At 60.6% G+C, this 17,483-nt stretch carries 12 protein-coding genes; 5 read left to right on the forward strand and 7 right to left on the reverse strand.

The genetic code is table 11. From position 1 onward, the window contains the following. The first annotated feature begins 80 nt into the window (after positions 1-80). Genes PY793_RS05235 through PY793_RS05245 form a run of 3 tightly spaced genes read left to right on the forward strand, consistent with a single transcriptional unit; the run spans position 81 to position 2,442 of the window. Positions 81-1,346 carry a cbb3-type cytochrome c oxidase subunit I gene (locus PY793_RS05235; RefSeq protein WP_275177032.1) on the forward strand — a complete coding sequence of 422 codons (1,266 nt, stop codon included), beginning with the start codon at positions 81-83 and terminating at the stop codon, positions 1,344-1,346. After that, positions 1,343-2,308 (forward strand): heme o synthase, encoded by a 966-nt coding sequence (locus tag PY793_RS05240; RefSeq protein WP_275177033.1) that lies wholly within the window; start codon positions 1,343-1,345, stop codon positions 2,306-2,308. The genes PY793_RS05235 and PY793_RS05240 overlap by 4 nt, the downstream gene beginning before the upstream one ends. Continuing rightward, positions 2,305-2,442, forward strand: coding sequence for a hypothetical protein (locus PY793_RS05245; protein ID WP_275177034.1), 138 nt, complete (start codon positions 2,305-2,307; stop codon positions 2,440-2,442). The genes PY793_RS05240 and PY793_RS05245 overlap by 4 nt, the downstream gene beginning before the upstream one ends. Positions 2,443-2,556: 114 nt before the next feature. Here PY793_RS05245 and PY793_RS05250 read toward each other — a convergent pair whose 3' ends face one another. The 6 genes from PY793_RS05250 to PY793_RS05275 form a co-directional block, all read right to left on the reverse strand. After that, positions 2,557-3,513 carry a Tim44 domain-containing protein gene (locus PY793_RS05250; RefSeq protein ID WP_275177035.1) on the reverse strand — a complete coding sequence of 319 codons (957 nt, stop codon included), beginning with the start codon at positions 3,511-3,513 and terminating at the stop codon, positions 2,557-2,559. A 24-nt stretch (positions 3,514-3,537) separates the two neighbouring features. Beyond that, positions 3,538-4,878 carry a TldD/PmbA family protein gene (locus tag PY793_RS05255; protein WP_275177037.1) on the reverse strand — a complete coding sequence of 447 codons (1,341 nt, stop codon included), beginning with the start codon at positions 4,876-4,878 and terminating at the stop codon, positions 3,538-3,540. After that, positions 4,875-6,140 (reverse strand): M16 family metallopeptidase, encoded by a 1,266-nt coding sequence (locus PY793_RS05260; protein ID WP_275177038.1) that lies wholly within the window; start codon positions 6,138-6,140, stop codon positions 4,875-4,877. The genes PY793_RS05255 and PY793_RS05260 overlap by 4 nt, the downstream gene beginning before the upstream one ends. A gap of 63 nt (positions 6,141-6,203) precedes the next feature. Next, positions 6,204-7,604 (reverse strand): threonine synthase, encoded by a 1,401-nt coding sequence (gene thrC / locus PY793_RS05265; RefSeq protein WP_275177039.1) that lies wholly within the window; start codon positions 7,602-7,604, stop codon positions 6,204-6,206. 188 nt (positions 7,605-7,792) lie between these two features. Further along, a complete protein-coding gene (locus tag PY793_RS05270; RefSeq protein WP_275177040.1) occupies positions 7,793-8,944 on the reverse strand; it encodes an L-dopachrome tautomerase-related protein in 1,152 nt (383 codons plus the stop codon). 81 nt (positions 8,945-9,025) lie between these two features. Further along, positions 9,026-10,531 (reverse strand): carboxypeptidase M32, encoded by a 1,506-nt coding sequence (locus PY793_RS05275; RefSeq protein ID WP_275177041.1) that lies wholly within the window; start codon positions 10,529-10,531, stop codon positions 9,026-9,028. Between the two features lie 388 nt (positions 10,532-10,919). Between PY793_RS05275 and mutS the strand changes: the two genes are divergently transcribed. Both mutS and PY793_RS05285 read left to right on the forward strand, forming a co-directional pair. Beyond that, positions 10,920-13,583, forward strand: a complete 2,664-nt coding sequence (gene mutS / locus PY793_RS05280; protein WP_275177042.1) for a DNA mismatch repair protein MutS — start codon at positions 10,920-10,922, stop codon at positions 13,581-13,583. A gap of 45 nt (positions 13,584-13,628) precedes the next feature. Continuing rightward, on the forward strand, positions 13,629-16,580 hold the full coding sequence (locus PY793_RS05285) for a [protein-PII] uridylyltransferase (RefSeq protein ID WP_275177043.1): 2,952 nt from the start codon (positions 13,629-13,631) through the stop codon (positions 16,578-16,580). Here the strand turns inward: PY793_RS05285 and PY793_RS05290 are convergent. Further along, on the reverse strand, positions 16,572-17,444 hold the full coding sequence (locus PY793_RS05290) for an NUDIX hydrolase (protein WP_275177044.1): 873 nt from the start codon (positions 17,442-17,444) through the stop codon (positions 16,572-16,574). The genes PY793_RS05285 and PY793_RS05290 overlap by 9 nt on opposite strands. Between the last annotated feature and the right edge of the window lie 39 nt (positions 17,445-17,483).

Raw genomic sequence — 17,483 nt, forward strand, 5'->3', positions numbered from 1 at the left:
ACACTAGAATATGGTCGTTTTTTGTCTAGCGGGTTCACCATTCTCCATTACGGGCCTGCACAGAATATGGAACATGGAGCATGATCTCGGCTCACAGCCTGTCTCACCAGCATTCGGCTCCGGTGGATAAAACCGCCAGCCAACGGCAGGATGCCGCGGCCGGAACAGCCTATCTGCTGCTCGCTGCTTCTGCCGCTCTTGTCGGGGGGGGCGTTTCCGTTCTGGCGGGTCTGGGCATGCTGCCCGCAACCGGGCTGTGGAGCAGAGTTGCACAGGCCCATCCGGCCCTGATGCTCCTGTATGTTGTTGTCCCCGCTTTGGTCAGCGGTTTTGGTACACTCTGGTTACCTCGTGCTCTTGGGCGGCGGGGGATGCTGCTGGGGCGTCTCAATCTGGCAGCCGTTGGTGTGTTTGCCGTGGCCGCAGTGCTGACCTGCACTCTGGCCGATGCGCGGATTGCCCATATCCTGTGGTCTCTGGGTGCGCTCATGTCCGCCATGGTGCTGTTGAGCACCATTTTTGACAGCTGTGCGGATAGTCTGGAACAAACCTCTTTTTCCCCCTTCGTATGGGGGGAAATGCTGTCTGCTGCCGTGCTGCTGCTGAGCGTGCCGGTTTTTGCGGCTTCTATGCTGCGGACATGGCTGTGGCCTGCGACCAACCCTGTGATCGGTGCTGAATATTTTTCTGCCCCTATCGGGTTGATTGTGCTGCTGGCCGGGTTCGGGATCGTGTTTGAAATGGCAGGTCGCATCGGGCACGTTAAAACACGTCCTGTTGCCTATATTATGGCTGCTACCGCTGCTTCGGGTGTTGTGACATGGGCTAAAAGCAGTCTGGCGCATGGAGTAGATAGCCAGACGGCACAGATGGTTGGCAATAGCCTGCTGGCGCTATGCTCCCTTTCCGCCGTGTGCCTTGCCGGTCTGTGGCTTGCAGGTACCTGGAGGACGCGGGTTTCGTTGCGGACGTCATTGCTGTGGGGCATGGGTTTTCTGGCAGTTGTGGCGGGTGGCTGGGTCGTCCAGCTTGTGCAGGGTACAGGTTTGCACTCTGCGTTACAGCTTGGTGCTCTTTATGCCGTTTGCGGTGGTTTTTACCTCTGGCGTGGCGAGGCTTGCGGGTTCTGGTACCCACAAAAACTGGCTCGCCTGCATTTTGTGCTAACGGCGGCGGCAACGCTCTGTCTGTTTGTTTCTGGCATGCAGGTGCTGGGTTGTGCTCTGTTTGGCGTGGCGGCACTGGTATTTGTGCTGGCAGCAGTTATCAGCTTCCAGCGTGATATTCCCGTGGTTTCCGGTCATGCAGGTGTGGCAGTCGGTACTGCCGGAGGGCCAGCCCTGTGAGCGAAGCCAGTCTTTCCGGGTCACAGGCCAGACGGCCACGGTTTAAAACGGAGCAGGTGGGCACGCAGGCACGCGACTGGCTGGCTTTGCTCAAGCCCCGGGTTATTTCGCTTGTTGTGTTTACGGGTGCTGCGGGCATGTTCATGGCGCCAGGACACCTTGATCCGCTTGTTGGGCTGGTAACCATATTCTGTATCTGTCTGGCTTCTGGCGCTGCCGGGGCCATTAACATGTGGTATGACCGGGATATTGATGCGGTCATGCAGCGGACCATTACACGGCCGGTACCCGCGGGGCGTATTCCCCAGAACGAGGCTCTGGCTTACGGGGTTGGCCTTTCCTGCCTGTCGGTCTGTCTTATGTGGATTGCAACCAACACGCTGGCTGCCGCTATCCTGGCGTTTTCCATTTTCTTCTACTCCGTCATTTACACCATGTGGCTCAAGCGCTCTACGCCACAGAATATTGTTATCGGTGGTGCTGCTGGCGCGTTTCCCCCCATGATCGGCTGGGCTGCCAGTACGGGCCATATGGCGCTTATGCCAGTGGTTATGTTCGGTATTGTGTTCTTCTGGACTCCGCCGCATTTCTGGTCTCTGGCACTTTATGCCTGTAAGGATTACGGGCGTGCGGGTATTCCCATGCTGCCAGTCGTGCGTGGTATGCGCCATACGCGGTGGCAGATATTCTTCTACACACTGGTTTTGCTTGCCGTCTCCCTTATCCCGTCTTTTGTCGGTGAGAGCGGGATGATCTACACGGTTACGGCCGTGGTGCTGGGGCTTGGTTTTGTCGCATGTGCCGTGCGTGTGCTTATGGAGCCGCAGGATAAAAATGGTGTCAGCCAGAAGGGCGACAAGGCTGCACGGGTCTCGTTCCGGTTTTCTCTGGCTTATCTGTTTTTTCTGTTCTGCGGTCTTCTTGGTGACCACTTCTTCCAGATATGGATGCACTCAGTATGACCACTCTTCCAATAGAGCGGAGCCCGGAACAGCTTGAGCGGCAAAAGCGGCAAAGCCAGCGGGTACGCGGCATGCTTGTATTCATGCTTGTTCTGGCTGGCATTATGTTCGGGCTGACATTGTTCCACCCGTAATGTGGTGCCCGGTATGAGGGCTTCCCGGTTGCTTTTTGCTGTCAGCGCATACAAAAACCCCGCCATTCCGTTGGAAGGCGGGGTTTTCCGTAGTTCACAAGACTGGGGTGCAGTTTAGCGGGCCTGCTGAATAGCTGAAAGCAGCCAGCGCCCCCCACGGGAAGGACGGACAAATGTCCAGACTTCGGTAATGGTTACAGGCGTGGTGGAACTGCCATCAATCACCTGACCGGTGGCGTTTGTTGTCAGGTCGATCAGGCTGTAACGCATGGCGACACTTGCGTAGTCCATGTTGTTCTCACGCCATGCTTCGGCCAGATCGCCCTGAAGGAAGCGCACATCCGAGACAACGTTGCGCGCGCCCTGACTGGCCAGAGTCGACAGTTGCTCGTTGAAGTAGGAGACCATTTCCGGCGTGGCCATCTGCTGCATGGCCGGAATGTTCTGCTGGTTCCATGCACTCTGGATATCCATCAGCGTCTGCTGGAAGGACTGGTAATCGGCCGTGGAAATCTGCACGGGTGCGCCCCCTGTGGATGGCGTCGGGGAGGCAGGAACCGCACCGGGCATACTACCGCGGGGTGGAGACATGCCGGACCCGTTAGCCCCCGGTCTGGTACCTCCAAAGCGGCGGATCAGCCACATGACAAGCATGACTACCAGTCCGATCTGGACCAGGAGCCCCAGAAAGCTGAAGAAGCCGTGCATACCGCCCATAAAACCATGGCCGCTCAGCATGCCAAACAGTCCGGCTCCCAAAAATCCACCTGCCAGACCGGTCAGGAACGGGTGGCGGTTAGGGTAGCCCATGGGACGGGCAAAGGGCGCACCCATCTGTGGCGCGCCATAGCCGGGAGCTGGCGCGGTGGGTGGCGTGATGGAACGGTCCATTGGAGCCGTGCTGTAAGGCGTTGTGCGCGTAACAGGGGGAGCGCTCCATGTACGGCTACCACGGCTTCCCATGGATCCACCCTGACCGGGCCGTGCCTCGGCCTGTATGGCCAATGGTCCGGCCAGCAGGCTGGCAGCCAGCAATGCATGAAGGGCCGATCGCAGCAGACGTGATTTCACTGGTTTTTGGTCTCCGGCTAACAGTTATGCCCCGGCAGTATTCAGGACATCCGTACGTAATGTGGGGGCATCAGTGCCAAAACGGAATACCAGATCATCGGCTAATGTGATGGAAGCAAAAATTTCCAGCAGATTTCCCGCAAGGGTAAAGCCCGCCACGGGTTCGGCTATCTGGCCATCACGGATCATAAAGCCCGAGGCACCACGGCTGTAATCCCCGGTCAGGCCGTTAATGGAGGAGCCCATCATTTCCGTAATGTACAGCCCTTCACGGATATCGGCCATCAAGGCGGAGGGGGAAAGAGCGCCGGGTTCAAAAAACAGGTTGCTCGCCGAAGGACCGGGCGGGCTTGCCGTGCCACGGGCCGCGCGTGCATTGCTTTGCAGACCAAGCTGGCGTGCGCTGCGACTGTCCAGCACCCAGGTTTGCAAAACGCCGCCCTGTATGAGTGAGAGGGGGGCCACCGCCATGCCTTCTCCATCAAATGGGCGGGAGCGCAGGCCCTTTATACGGGTCGGGTCATCGGTAATGCCAACCGTACTGGCAAAAATGGCCTGTCCCATCTTGTCTTTAAGGAAGGATGTGCCGCGGGCAATGGCGGTGCCTGTAATGGCACCCACAAAATGCCCCAGAAAACTGCCAGAAACCCGTGGGTCGAACACAACAGGGTAGCGTCCTGTTCTGGGGCGGCTCGGGTTCAGGCGCGCAACCGCTTTTTGCCCGGCATTGTGGCCAAGTTCTGCTGCGTTCTTCAGGTCATGCAGCCAGACCGTGCCATGGTAGTCGTAATCGCGCTGCATGCCATCCCCCGTTCCTGCCAGAACACAGACTGAGTTGGAATGGCTGGTGCGGCTGTAAGTGCCTGCAAATCCGGCGGAAGTTGCCAGAGTAATGTCGGTGCGCCCCCATGATGCACTGCTGCCCGCGCTGTTGGTCACGCCGTTTATGGCCAGAGCGGCTTCTTCCCCCGTCCGGGCGCGTGCGAGCAGGGCGGCTGTATCGGGCTCGGCGGGGTCCGCCAGTTCCAGAGTATTGGTCCGGAATATGCCTTGCATGGCGTCTGGTGCCAGACCGGCGTACTGGTCGTCGGGGAGGACGCGGGCCATGGCCAGAGCCTGCTCGACCAGTGCGCCAAATCTGGCCCGGTCCGGAGTTGTGGTGGAGACAATGGCGTTTTTGTTGCCAACAAAAACCCTCAACCCCAGATCGGTCGTTTCCGAGCGTTCCAGTTCCTCTGTCACACCGTTGCGCACACCAGCGCCTACGGCGGTACTGCTGACAAAAACGGCATCGGCGACATCGGCCCCACTGGTGCGGGCAAGCTTAACCAGATCGGCAATAAGGTCGAGGGGCTGTTGCGTCATGCTGCCAGTGTCTCCTTGATGCTTTGCAGGGAAGGAATGTGGCCGATGGGGCCAAGGGCTGCAAGTGTTGGTGTTCCTGCAAAAATGCGGGCTGCTGCACGGCAGATATCCTCACGCGTGACGGCCTCGATCTTGGCAACCGTTTCGTGCGTGGGAATGATGCGGCCGAAAACCTGAAGTTGCCGTGCAATCTGTTCACACCGGCTGCCTGTGCTTTCAAGCGACATGAGCAGGGAGGATTTGAGCTGTGCGCGTGCGCGCACCAGTTCGTCCATGCTGACACTCAACTGGACCTTGCGGAGTTCTTCCAGCGTAACGGGAATAAGTTCGGCACATTCCTTTTCCCCCGTGCCAGCGTAAATGCCAAACACGCCGCCCCCTTCAAACGGGGCATTAAAGGAATAGACCGAATACACCAGTCCGCGCTTTTCCCGGATTTCCTGAAAAAGACGTGAGGACATGCCTCCACCAAGCAAGGTGGAAAGGAGTAGGGCGGCGTAATAGTCAGGGTCATCGTACCCGGTGGAGGGGAAGCCAAGCACGATATGCGCCTGATCCAGCTCCTTGATCTGGCGGAACTCGCCCCCGGCGTAGTGTGCGGCTTCCATGGCTGGCGCTTGTGTGGTGGGCAGGTGGGCAAAATGCTGCTCTACCTGCGCAACGACGGCCTGATGTTCCAGGTTGCCAGCAGCGGCTACGATCATGTTCGATGGGTTGTAGTGCGTGCGCATATACGATGTGAGCGTATCGCGCTGCATGCCTTTGATCAGCGCCTCCGTACCCAGAATGGGGCGCCCCATGGGCTGACCGGGAAAGGCGGTTTCCTGAAAATGGTCAAAAACAACGTCATCCGGCGTGTCGTTCGCCTGACCGATTTCTTGCAAGATCACGCCGCGTTCGCGCTCAAGCTCGGCTGCATCGAATGTGGAGTGGGTAAGAATATCGCCAATAATGTCGATCCCCAGCCCAAGGTTTTCCTTGAGGAGCTTGACGTAAAAAACTGTCTGCTCACGGGCAGTGTAGGCATTGATGTGCCCGCCCACGTTTTCAATTTCTTCGGCAATGCGCAGGGCAGAGCGGCTGGTGGTGCCTTTGAAGGCCATGTGTTCCAGAAAATGGGATACGCCATTTTCCGCCGCGGTTTCGTTCCGGGTGCCAGCGGAAATATAGGCTCCGAAGGAAACGGTTTCCACACGGTCCATGCGTTCGGTTACAACGGTCAGGCCGGAGGGCAGGCGGGTGAGCTGGATGGGGTCTGTCATTCTTGTCCTGAAAAACAGCAGGGCTGCCGCGTGGACAGCCCTGCAATAGGGGAGGGTGTTTTACTAGCCAGCGTTGGAAAGGACCGCCGCGCGGACCGCATCCTTGATTGCGCCTTCGGTCGCGGGGACCGTGCGGTAACGCTCTTCACGCTCGAACAGGTCCGCCAGATGTACAGGGAGCGCGGGGTGAATACCCGTGGCGGCGACCATGGCATCGGGGAATTTGGCCGGGTGGGCCGTGGCCTCTGCCACCATGGGAATACCCGGCTGGCGGAAGCGGCGGCCAGCGGCAATGCCAATGGCCGAGTGCGGGTCGGCCATATAGCTGGATCGCTGATGCAGGGTGCGGATTTCGGCCTCGGTCTGGGCATCATCCAGCGCCAGACCTGAGAACAGGGTGCGGGCGTTCTTCCAGACTTCTGGCGGTACGTCCATATGACCCGTGCTGCGGAAACCGGTCATGATGCGGGCACAGGCCTGTGCATCGCGCCCGAGCAGTTCAAACAGCAGGCGTTCAAAGTTGGAGGAAACCTGAATGTCCATGGAGGGGGAGAGGCTGGGCACCACCCCTTTGATAGTCATGTCATTGGTGTTGAGGAAGCGGGTGAGAATATCGTTACGGTTGGAGCCAACGCAAAGCTGGCGAATGGGCAGGCCCATCCTGCGTGCGGCCCATGCCGCCAGAATATTGCCGAAGTTGCCTGTGGGTACAGCAAAGGAGACTTCACGCTCCGGCGCGCCCAAAGCAAGGGCTGCATGCACATAGTACGGGATTTGTGCGGCAATACGCGCCCAGTTGATGGAGTTGACGGCAGAAAGGTGCATTTCCCGGCGGAAGGGAATATCCGCGAACAGGCTTTTTACCAGGTCCTGACAATCATCAAACGTACCTTCAACTGCCAGATTGGTCACGTTGGGTTCGCGCACGGTGGTCATCTGCCTGCGCTGCACTTCCGATGTGCGACCCTTGGGGTGCAGGATGATCACGGACAGGCGCTTGCGGCCCCTGCAGGCCTCGATGGCGGCGGACCCCGTATCTCCCGAAGTGGCACCGACAATGGTGACGTGCTCGTTACGCTGGGTCAGAACATGTTCGAAAAGCTGGCCGAGCACCTGCATGGCCATGTCCTTGAAGGCAAGAGTCGGGCCGTGGAACAGCTCCTGCACGAACAGCCCGTCCTCCACCTGTGTCAGCGGCACAATGGCGGGGTGGTCAAAACCGGCATACGCCTTGGCGCACAGGGCTTTGAGCGTATCTTCGTCAATATCGGAGCCGGTAAAACAGGACAGAATACGCGCGGCCAGCTCCGGGTAGGGCAGGGCACGCATGGCCTGCCAGTCGGCTGACGTAAATTCGGGCCATGTCTGCGGCAGATACAGCCCGCCATCTTCGGCAAGGCCACTCAGCAGGACATCGGAAAAAGAAAGAACGGGAGCATTCCCGCGTGTGGAAATGTAGCGCATGAAGGCGTTTATACCCTGAATGACGGATGCCGCGAAGTGGCTTGTACGATAATTTCGGTCGTGCCTGCGCTCAGGACTCATTCCTTGAGGTAAAAGATGACGCTTGAACGGTCAGAGGATTGGACTTGCCAGACTTGTGATCTGGAGGTCCGGGGGCAGTCATATCCCTCAAGGCATGGAGTGCTGGCCTAGCCCGGCGGAGGGGTGGTGGGCAGGGTCAGCTCATAAATGGTGACCGGCCATGCAATGGTGGCCGAAGGCGCGCCAAAAGCCTTGCTGTGGTTGAGCTGGCTGGCGGAAACATACAGGTGTCCGTGGCCGTCCAGCCCCGGTGTGGTGGGCCATTGCAGGCGTGGGTCCGTGATCAGCCTGCGTGGCACCCGCCCGGTGGTGTAGCTGAGAATGCTCGATGTTGTGATGTCGGACCAGTAAAGGGTACCGTCATTATCAATGGCCATACCACCAAGCGATGGGGTTTTGAACCACTGGGTCACGCTTTCCTCAAACGCGGCGGGAGTTATGTCGGGGTCGGTAAAAATGCTGGTGGACACGCGGGAGAGGTATTGCCCCGGAGCCTGTAGCACAATCCATGTGCCATCGGGGCTGACCGCAATCATGCTGGCGTCCACGGCTGCGTAACGGCCTGTGTTGTCCCGTACCGGGCCGGTGGGCGTTACAATCGGACGGCTGGCGATAAGGTCCGGGTGGTGGTCTAAAAAGCGCCTGGCGGTGGCGGTGGCAATATCAATGACCAGCAGGCCCGCAACGCCTGAATCGGGCACGTAAGCCGTTGTGCCATGTACGGCAATGCCCGACAGAATACTCCCCGGCCGCAGGGCGCTGGCCTGTACAGGCACCGTGCGGAATACGGTATTGGTGCCGGGGTCGATCTCCACCAGTTTAGGGGCGGCTACAGGCCGATTTTTGCGGTTTGTCACACCGCTGTCGAGCACCCATATGTGGCCATCTGCTGTTCTGGTCAGCCCGCCCAGGCCAACAAATCGGCTCTGCGCATCCCCTTCAGGCGCGTTCCATGCGGCATTAGGCCATGCGGCCAGTTGCCCATCTGTATCACGCACGAAAAGCTGCGGACCGGTATTGCCAACCCATGCCGGGGCTTCCAGCAGCATGCGTCCATCAGGCAGGGGGAGAACCGCATCCCATATCTGGCTGCTGGACTGCATGAAGGGCTGGAGCGCACTGGCGGGTAGTTCCGCCACCTTGGGCATATGCAACGCCCATGCCGGGGCGCTGGCCAGTGGAAGTGCAAGCCATGCTGCCAGCACGCCAAAAACTGCGCGACGAATGGGGGAATAAGAGCGGGGGAAAGGAACAGTCATGCGCGCGGGCACCCGGTTGGTGGAGATTTAGGCATAAAAACGTGGGCAGGAGTTTCCGCCCCACGCAGCAGGTGTGGCAGTTTATGCATCAGGCGCGCGCTCAAGGTAGCGGCGGCGGATATGGGTCAGGTAGGCCGTGGTATCCAGTGGTTTTCCGGTGGCGTCCTGTATAATCCGGGGCATGGTGGCACTGCGCGCGCGGCCATGAACATTCTGGCGCAGCCATGCCAGCAGGGGAGCAAAGTCCCCCTGACCAATGGCGGGCAGAATGGCAGGGTTGGCTTTGCAGGCGGCGTTGCGTAGCTGGGCTGCGGTCATGGCGCCAAGCGCATAGCATGGAAAATAGCCGAACAGCCCCGCAGGCCAGTGAATATCTTGCAAACAGCCGCGCCGGTCATCTGGTACACGCAGGCCCAGCAGGGCGTGCAGGCGGTCATTAAAGGCTCCGGGCAGATCGGCCAGAGCCAGATCGCCCGAGATCAGGGCTTTTTCAAGCTCATAGCGGACCAGAATATGGGCGGGGTATGTGACCTCGTCCGCATCCACACGAATAAAGCCGGGTTCAACATGCGTCAGATGCCGGTGCAGGCTGGCTGCGTCCCATCCGGGGGTGTCGTCAGCTACGCCAAAACTGCTGCAAACCTGTGGAGCCAGCCAGTTTGCAAAGGTGAGGGAGCGGCAGAACTGCATTTCCATCAGCAGGGACTGGCTTTCATGCAAGGTCATGCCGCCGGACTGGCCAACAGGCTGGCTGGCCCATTCGGCAGGGAGCCCCATTTCGTACAGGGCGTGGCCTGTTTCGTGCAGTATGCCCATCATGGCGGGAATAAAATCTGCCTCTGCATAGCGGGTGGTCAGGCGTACGTCATGTGTTGCACCACCGCAGAACGGGTGTGCGCTCACGTCCAGCCTGCCACGTGTTACGTCAAACCCCATGTGTTGCATCAGGCGGCGGCCAAGGGCTTCCTGCCTTGCAATGGGGAAAGGGCCTGTGGGGGGCTGAAGGGCAGGCAGGCTGGCCTGCTGCTCAAGTACGGAGCCGATCAGTTCGGGCAGTTCCGTGGCCAGAGACGTAAAAACAGGGTCAATATCCGCCTGCCGTGTGCCAGGGTCAAAATTGTCGAGCAGGGCGTCGTACCCAGTCAGCCCCATGGCCTCGCCTGTGGCTACGGCAGTTTCACGCGTCAGGCGCAGGACTTCCGCCAGATGCGGCTCCAGGCTTTTAAAGTCGCTTTCCTCGCGCGCGGTACGCCATGCCATTTCGCACCGTGCGGTGGCCTGCGTGCTGGCTTCCACCAGTTCTCCCGGCAGGGCGGTGGCCTGTGTGTGCTGCCTGCGCATCTGCTCCAGATTGGCAGCGCGCCAGAGATCATCCCCCGCATCGGCTTCGGCCAGCAGGTCCGCTACAACCGGAGCGGTCAGGATTTCGTGGCGCAGCCCTTCCAGCATGGCCAGATTGTCCGCCCGGCGCTCGGCAGCGCCCGATGGCATCATGACTTCCTTATCCCACCCTAAAATGCCAAGGGCATCATTGAGAGAGGAAAGACGTGCAAAATGGCGCTCGAGGGAAAGATAGGCTTTGTTCATGGGGGGATGCTACAGCATCATGCCCGCAAACAAAATGTATCTGATCGGGCATATCCATTTTTCAGGTCGGGTTTGGCTGCAAAATTTAAAGAGGCAGGCCATGTGAGCGGAAAAAACGGATCAGGACGCCCCGCAGGGTCCGGCTGGGAGGGCGCTGTCCTGTCTGGCGCGGGATGCCGATCTGGCCGAATCCCTTTTGCTCGCGCCGGGGGCTCTATCCTTCCCTGCCGGTGTGAATGCCGACTTCCCCGGTGTGCTGGAGCGCAGTATGTGGTACGCTTTGGTCCGGATTATCCAGCCAGTCCGCTCCCGAAGGGGAAGTGAGCAGTTGGCCGGGCGGAAAGAGCAGGGCGGTTGCTCCCACGAATTGTAACTTTATGATGCAGGTATGACACGTATCTCTCCCGATGGCGCTACGCCAGCCATGGCGCAGTGGTTCACGCTCAAGGCGGAAAATCCTGAAGCCCTTCTGTTTTTCCGGATGGGCGATTTTTACGAACTGTTCTTTGATGACGCCACGGCAGCCGCCGCAGCGCTGGATATTGCCCTGACCGCCCGCGGCAGCCATGGGGGTGAGCCAATTGCCATGTGCGGTGTGCCGGTGGCTGCGGCTCCGGCCTATCTGTCCCGCCTGATCCGCCGGGGGTTCCGGGTTGCTGTGGCCGAGCAGACCGAAGTGCCGAGCAAGGGGCGACCGGCCAGCAAGGGGCCGCTGGCGCGTGGCATTGTGCGGGTGGTAACGCCAGGGACGCTCACGGAGGATGAACTGCTGGAGGCGGGGCGTTCCAACCTGCTGCTCGCACTTGTCTGCCCCTTGGGGGCGGACAAAGGCAAACGCCGCAAGGATGCGCCAGCGGAGGGAGCAGGCCCGCTTGGCGCTGCGTGGATTGACGTGTCCACCGGCCTGTTTGAAACCGCAAGCCTGCCCGCCAGCGCCTTGCCGACCCTGCTGGGGCGTTTGGACCCGGCGGAAATTCTGGCCAGCGCCGCCGTGGAACTGGGGGATTACGGGGCGCGGCGCGCTCCCGAGGTCACGTTACCTGCCCCCGGTAGTGCCCGCCAGCGTCTGGCTGCGGCTTTTGATGTGGCGAGTATTGAAGCCTTTGGTACGTTTTCGGACGAAGAGAGCGTGGCCGCTGCCATGGCGGTGGACTATGTGCGCCGCTCGCAGGCGGGCAAGCTGCCCCGGCTGGCGCACCCCATTGCACAAAGCCAGAATGGCGTAATGGGTATAGACCCGGCAACCCGCGCCAGTCTGGACATTCTGCGTGCGCGGGATGGCGGGGTGGAGCATACCCTGTTCACGGCCATCAACCGCACGGTCAGCGCTGCTGGGGCGCGTATGCTGGCGGAATGGCTGGCCTCTCCGCTCACGGAGGTAGCCGCTATTGCGGCCCGGCAGGAAGGCTGGTGGTGGCTCAAGGACCATGCGGCCCGTTGTGCGGCACTGCGCGATGCGCTGAAAAAAGCGCCCGATATTGCCCGTGCGCTGGGCAGGCTCTCGCTCGGGCGGGGGCTGCCGCGTGATCTGGCGGGCATACGCGATGGGCTGCATGCCGCGCGCGAAGCCGCCCGTATTCTGGCTGGGCAGGAAGGAGGGGACCCCGCCCTGCCTGCGATTCTGGCTCATGCCATGGGCTGGCTGGGTGCCGCACGCGCGCTGGAGGCTGAGCTGCACACGGCTTTGGCGGAGGAACTGCCCGCCCGGCTGGATGATGGCGGGGTCATTGCCGCAGGCTATGACCCGGAACTGGATGAACACCGCGCGCTACGCGATCATTCACGCCGCCTGATTGCCGCCTTGCAGGCGGAGTACGCAACCCGCTTTGGGGTTTCCAACCTTAAAATCCGCCACCACGCCCAGCTTGGCTACGTAATGGAAGTGCCGGTGGGAGCCAGTGCGCGGCTCAAGGATCATCCGGACCTTATTCTGCGGCAGGGTACGGCCAGCACGGCGCGTTTTGCAACAGAGGAACTGGCCAGCCTGAACGTGCGCATTACGGAGGCGGCGGAAAAAGCCGCCCAGCGCGAAAAGCAGGTTTTTGCGGAGCTGACCGCCAAGGTACTGGCCGAACGGGAACTGCCCGGACTGGCGCAGGCACTGGCGGTGCTGGACGTGTTGCAGTCCTGCGCCGCACTGGCTTCGGGTGGAACATGGTGCAGGCCCGAAGTGCGTGAGGATACCGCCTTCGACCTGCAAGGCTGCCGCCACCCGGTGGTGGAGGCGGCCCTGCCACGGGGGGCGCGCTTTACCCCCAATGGGTGCGTACTCGCGCCCGAACGGCGCGTCATGCTGCTGACCGGGCCGAACATGGCTGGTAAGTCCACCTTTTTGCGGCAGACGGCACTGGCGGTCATTCTGGCGCAGGGTGGTTTTCCCGTAGCCGCGGATTCCGCGCGGATTGGGGTTGTGGACCAGTTGTTTTCCCGCGTTGGCGCATCGGATGATCTGGCGCGCGGACGTTCCACCTTTATGGTGGAAATGACCGAAACAGCCGCCATTCTCAATCAGGCTGGCCCACGTTCGCTTGTGGTGGTGGATGAAATCGGGCGGGGGACAGCAACACTGGACGGGCTGGCCATTGCCTGGTCGGTTCTGGAGGCCCTGCATTCAACGGTGCGCTGTCGTGCAATTTTTGCAACCCACTTCCACGAACTCTCGCGGCTGGTCGATACATTGCCCCGTTTATGCCTGCATACAATGGCGGTGCGTGAGTGGCGCGGGCAGATCGTTTTTTTGCACGAAGTGCTTGCAGGATCAGCAAAAAAAAGCTGGGGTGTGCATGTGGCGCGGCTGGCTGGCGTGCCCGTAGGCGTGGTGGAACGGGCAGGGCGGCTGCTGCGTGAACTTGAACGTGCTGAAAATACCATACCCGAACCGTTACCGCTTTTTGACACACAGAAGACATTACCCCCACCATGCGAAAATACGTTAAAGAAACGATTGATGGAGATTGACCCGGACAGTCTGACCCCAAGGGCCGCGCTGGATATACTGTACGATCTGCGCAGGCAGGCCGGGCAGGATACAGACACACCTGTTACCGGCTGATCCTATCCAACCCCCGATCTCCTCAGGAGCTGAACCCGTAACCCTATGCCCACCTCTTCCGCACAGGCTGCCGCCCGGCAGCAGACCGACATGTCCGTTCTGGCGACCCTGACGCCAGAAGCCCTTGCCGCATGCCTGACGCGGGAGTTGCGGGACGCCACACCAGATGATGCGGCCATTCCGCCACGGGATGAAGCCGTGGCCATTTTCCGGCGGCATCTGGGGCGTTATCAGGCGGATGTCCGCAAGCGCTTTGAGCAGTACCAACTCAAGGGGGCGGCAGCAGCCAAGACCCTTGCCACCTTTGCCGATGTCATGCTGCGCGCCATTGTGGATCTGGCCGTGCGGGCCACTCTGGTGGATGCACCATCCGCCGTCGGGGGGCGTTCGGGGTTTGCCGTTGCGGCAACAGGGGGCTACGGGCGCGGGCTGCTGGCCCCGTTCAGTGATATTGACCTGCTGTTCCTGATCGCGCAGGACGCGGGTGAGCGTGCGCATCCCGTTGTGGAATATGTTCTGTATTTTTTATGGGATCTGGGGGTCAAGGTCGGCCACGCCACGCGTACGATAGATGAATGTATTGCCGAGGCAGCCAAGGATACAACGGTCCGTACCGCTCTGCTGGACGCGCGTCTGCTGGAAGGGGATATGGCTCTGTTCGCCATGTTCGAAGCTCGCTACATCCTCTCCTGCGTGGAGGCGGGGGCTGCGGGTTTCATCCATGACAAACGGCGGGAACGGCTGGAACGGCATCGCAAATTTGGAGATAGCCCCTATCTGGTCGAACCCAACATCAAGGAGGGTCGGGGCGGTCTGCGGGACCTGCAAACCCTGTACTGGATGTGCCGCAATACCTTTGGCACCCGCCATGTGCGCGATCTGCTGGCCCCCGAATTTATATGGATGGGCCTGCTGACCGAGCAGGAAGCCGCCCGCGCCCGCCGGTCGTGGGACTTTTTGTGGACCGTGCGCCTGCACCTGCATTACGTGGCTGGACGTGCCGAAGAACGTCTGACGTTTGACATGCAGCCCGTTATTGGCGCGCGTATGGGCTACACCCGCCACGGCCGCCAGAACGGGGTGGAGCGGTTTATGCGCCACTACTTCCTGACCGCGCGGGAAGTCATGCGCCTGACCCATGTGCTCGAACCCGCTGTGCTGCGGCAGGCGCAAGGCCCGGTGGCCAATGCCGCCAAACCGGATGACGCCATGCGTGAGGCAGGTTTTACCCTGCTTGACGGGCAGATTTTACCCGATCGTGGTGTGTCCTTTAATCAGGACCCCATTAAAATGATGCAGATTCTGGACTGGGCACGTCTGCGACGCCGCCCGCTGCACCCGTTGGCGCGGCACCAGCTCATCCGGTGGGAGCGCCGGGCCATTACCCTGCGTGACAATCCCGAGGCCGCGCGCATCTTTCTCGACCTGCTATGTGGAGACATGGCAGAAGAAGAACAGCGCCCGCGCAGGCGTGGGGGTGCCCTGCCTCCTCCAGCCCCTACGGAGGAAAACTCACCGGTCTATTCCGCCGCTTATGGCAGCCATCCTCCATCGGGCCATTCCTACTGGCTCCATATCCTGAACGAGACAGGGATTTTTGGGCGTCTTATTCCCGACTGGGCGCGTATTGTCGGGCAGATGCAGTTTGATACCTACCATGTGTTCACGGTGGATGAGCATACGGTAGAAGCCATTCGCATTCTGGACGAAGTGGCCGTCGGGCGCATGGCGGACGAAATCCCCATTGCGTATGAACTGATCAGGGGCCTGCATTCGCGCCGCGCACTGTATATGGCCGTACTCCTGCATGATGTGGCCAAGGGACGCGGCGGGGACCATTCGGAAATCGGGGCTGAAATCGCAGCCGAACTCTGCCCCCGTCTTGGCATGTCGGGGGAAGAGACGGAAACTGTTTCATGGTTGGTACTGCACCACCTTCTGCTCAGCCATACGGCCTTCCAGCGCGATATTGACGACCCCAAAACCATTCTGGACGTTGCGGATATCGTGCAGTCTCCCGAGCGGCTGCGTCTGCTGCTGCTGCTGACCATTGTGGACATGCGCGCGGTAAGCTCACGCGTGTGGAATGCGTGGAAGGCAACATTGCTGCGGGAGCTGTACCTGCGTGTGGCGGAAGTCCTGGCCGGAGGCCTGTCCACTACCGAGCGCGATGTGCGTGTGCGCCATGCCAAGGATGTAACCGCCGAAATTCTGGGCGAAGAGGGCGTACCCCAGCGCGATATCGAACACTTTCTGGGGTTAGGTTACGCGGGGTACTGGCTGTCGTTCGATTACGAGACACATAGCCGTCATGCCCGCCTGATCCGTGATGCGGATGCACGTGGTGCGCCCCTTACGGTGGAGGTTCTGCCTCTGCCTGCGCGGGGTGTGACCGAGGTTACGGTCTATACGGTGGACGTGCCGGGGCTGTTCTCCAAGATCGCGGGTGCGCTGGCGCTGGCCGGGGCCTCCATTGTGGATGCGCGCATCCATACCATGACCCACGGCATGGCGCTCGATACGTTCTGGATTCAGGACACATCGGGGCAGGCGTATGAGGAAACGCACCGTCTGGCTCGCCTGACATCCCTGATCGAGCAGGGGTTGAGCGGGCAGCTCGATATCGGGGCTGAAATTGCCAGAGCTGGCTTTGGCCATATGCCGCTGCGCATGCGGGCCATTCATGTTCCCCCGCGTGTGGTGGTCGATAACGGTGTGTCCAACACCTATACGGTCATCGAGATCAACGGTCGTGACCGCCCCGGCCTGCTGCATGACGTTACCGCAGCCATGAGCCGGGAGAACCTTCAGATCGCCTCTGCCCATATTACCACCTACGGTGTGCGGGCAGTGGACGTGTTTTACGTCAAGGACCTGTTCGGTCTCAAGATTACGGACAGGAAGCGGCTGGAAGAAATCCGTGAACGGCTGCTGGCCGGGCTGAAGGAGGCGGAGGCCGAGGCGTCCGCCTGTGCTAACGCCCGCTACTCAGCCTGAAGTCACGCTCCGGCCCGGGCTGGCGGGTGATAACCCTTTGTCCAGCCCGGTACGCAGCTCCATGCCCTGCGGGCTGGCAGGGTCAATCAGCCCGGTACGCAGGAACAGGTCAATCAGCACCAGATTGACGTTGAACTTGAACTCATCCGTATCCCGCACAATGCGGTAAACCTCGCTGAGTGGAAGCAGGGCAAAGCTTTCCACCTCCCCATCGGCGGCGGCTGGCTCAAAGCTCTCGGGCAGGTACAGGTCGTAGCAGTATAAAATATCACGCCGCAGCCCTTCCGGGCGGTTCAGGGCATAGACAAGCCGCCCTGCCTGTACGGCCTGCTCCGCCAGTGGGCCGGGTATGCTGGCCTCTTCAGCGGCTTCCTTGACCAGTGCTTCGCGCGGGGTGTGGCCTGCGGGCATGCCGCCAGCCACCAGATGGTCCAGTTTGGAAGGGTCCAGCCGTTTGTTGGCTGCCCGTCGTCCGGTCCACAGGTGCAGCCCGTCTGCCTTGCGGACAAGGCCGTTCATGTGCACGCCTGTTGCCACAAATCCGAACAGGGGGAGTGCCCCGCGGTCTATGCGGCCAACAACGGGCTGGTCCATGTCGGGGTAAACGTCAAATAGTTCGTGGTGAGATTTGTAAAATCCCTCTCTGGCAAGGTCTTCTCCCAGTGCTGCCAGTCCTTCGGGGTGGGGAATGTCAAACCCTTTGCCCGGTGTGCCAAAGCCCGCCTGCTCCATGCGGGCGAATAATTCGGGAGCCAGCCAGCCAGAAGGCGTGCCGCCAAGGGCAAGGGGCACGCGCCTGCCCGGAAGAGGAGCCGTGTTGCAGTCCGTCAGATGGCGGAGGAACGGGTTGGCATGGGAAGGCATAAGGGCAAAGGTCCTGTTCTTGCTGTGCCAGACACGAAT

It is taken from the genome of Acetobacter fabarum (assembly GCF_029069195.1).
Lineage (GTDB): Bacteria > Pseudomonadota > Alphaproteobacteria > Acetobacterales > Acetobacteraceae > Acetobacter > Acetobacter fabarum_A.

Coding starts and splice junctions, on each gene's coding strand:
- PY793_RS05235 (WP_275177032.1), top strand. CDS start 81: ATGATCTCGGCTCACAGCCTGTCTCACCAGCATTCGGCTCCGGTGGAT.
- PY793_RS05245 (WP_275177034.1), top strand. CDS start 2,305: ATGACCACTCTTCCAATAGAGCGGAGCCCGGAACAGCTTGAGCGGCAA.
- PY793_RS05255 (WP_275177037.1), bottom strand. CDS start 4,878: ATGACGCAACAGCCCCTCGACCTTATTGCCGATCTGGTTAAGCTTGCC.
- PY793_RS05260 (WP_275177038.1), bottom strand. CDS start 6,140: ATGACAGACCCCATCCAGCTCACCCGCCTGCCCTCCGGCCTGACCGTT.
- thrC (WP_275177039.1), bottom strand. CDS start 7,604: ATGCGCTACATTTCCACACGCGGGAATGCTCCCGTTCTTTCTTTTTCC.
- PY793_RS05270 (WP_275177040.1), bottom strand. CDS start 8,944: ATGACTGTTCCTTTCCCCCGCTCTTATTCCCCCATTCGTCGCGCAGTT.
- PY793_RS05275 (WP_275177041.1), bottom strand. CDS start 10,531: ATGAACAAAGCCTATCTTTCCCTCGAGCGCCATTTTGCACGTCTTTCC.
- mutS (WP_275177042.1), top strand. CDS start 10,920: ATGACACGTATCTCTCCCGATGGCGCTACGCCAGCCATGGCGCAGTGG.
- PY793_RS05285 (WP_275177043.1), top strand. CDS start 13,629: ATGCCCACCTCTTCCGCACAGGCTGCCGCCCGGCAGCAGACCGACATG.
- PY793_RS05290 (WP_275177044.1), bottom strand. CDS start 17,444: ATGCCTTCCCATGCCAACCCGTTCCTCCGCCATCTGACGGACTGCAAC.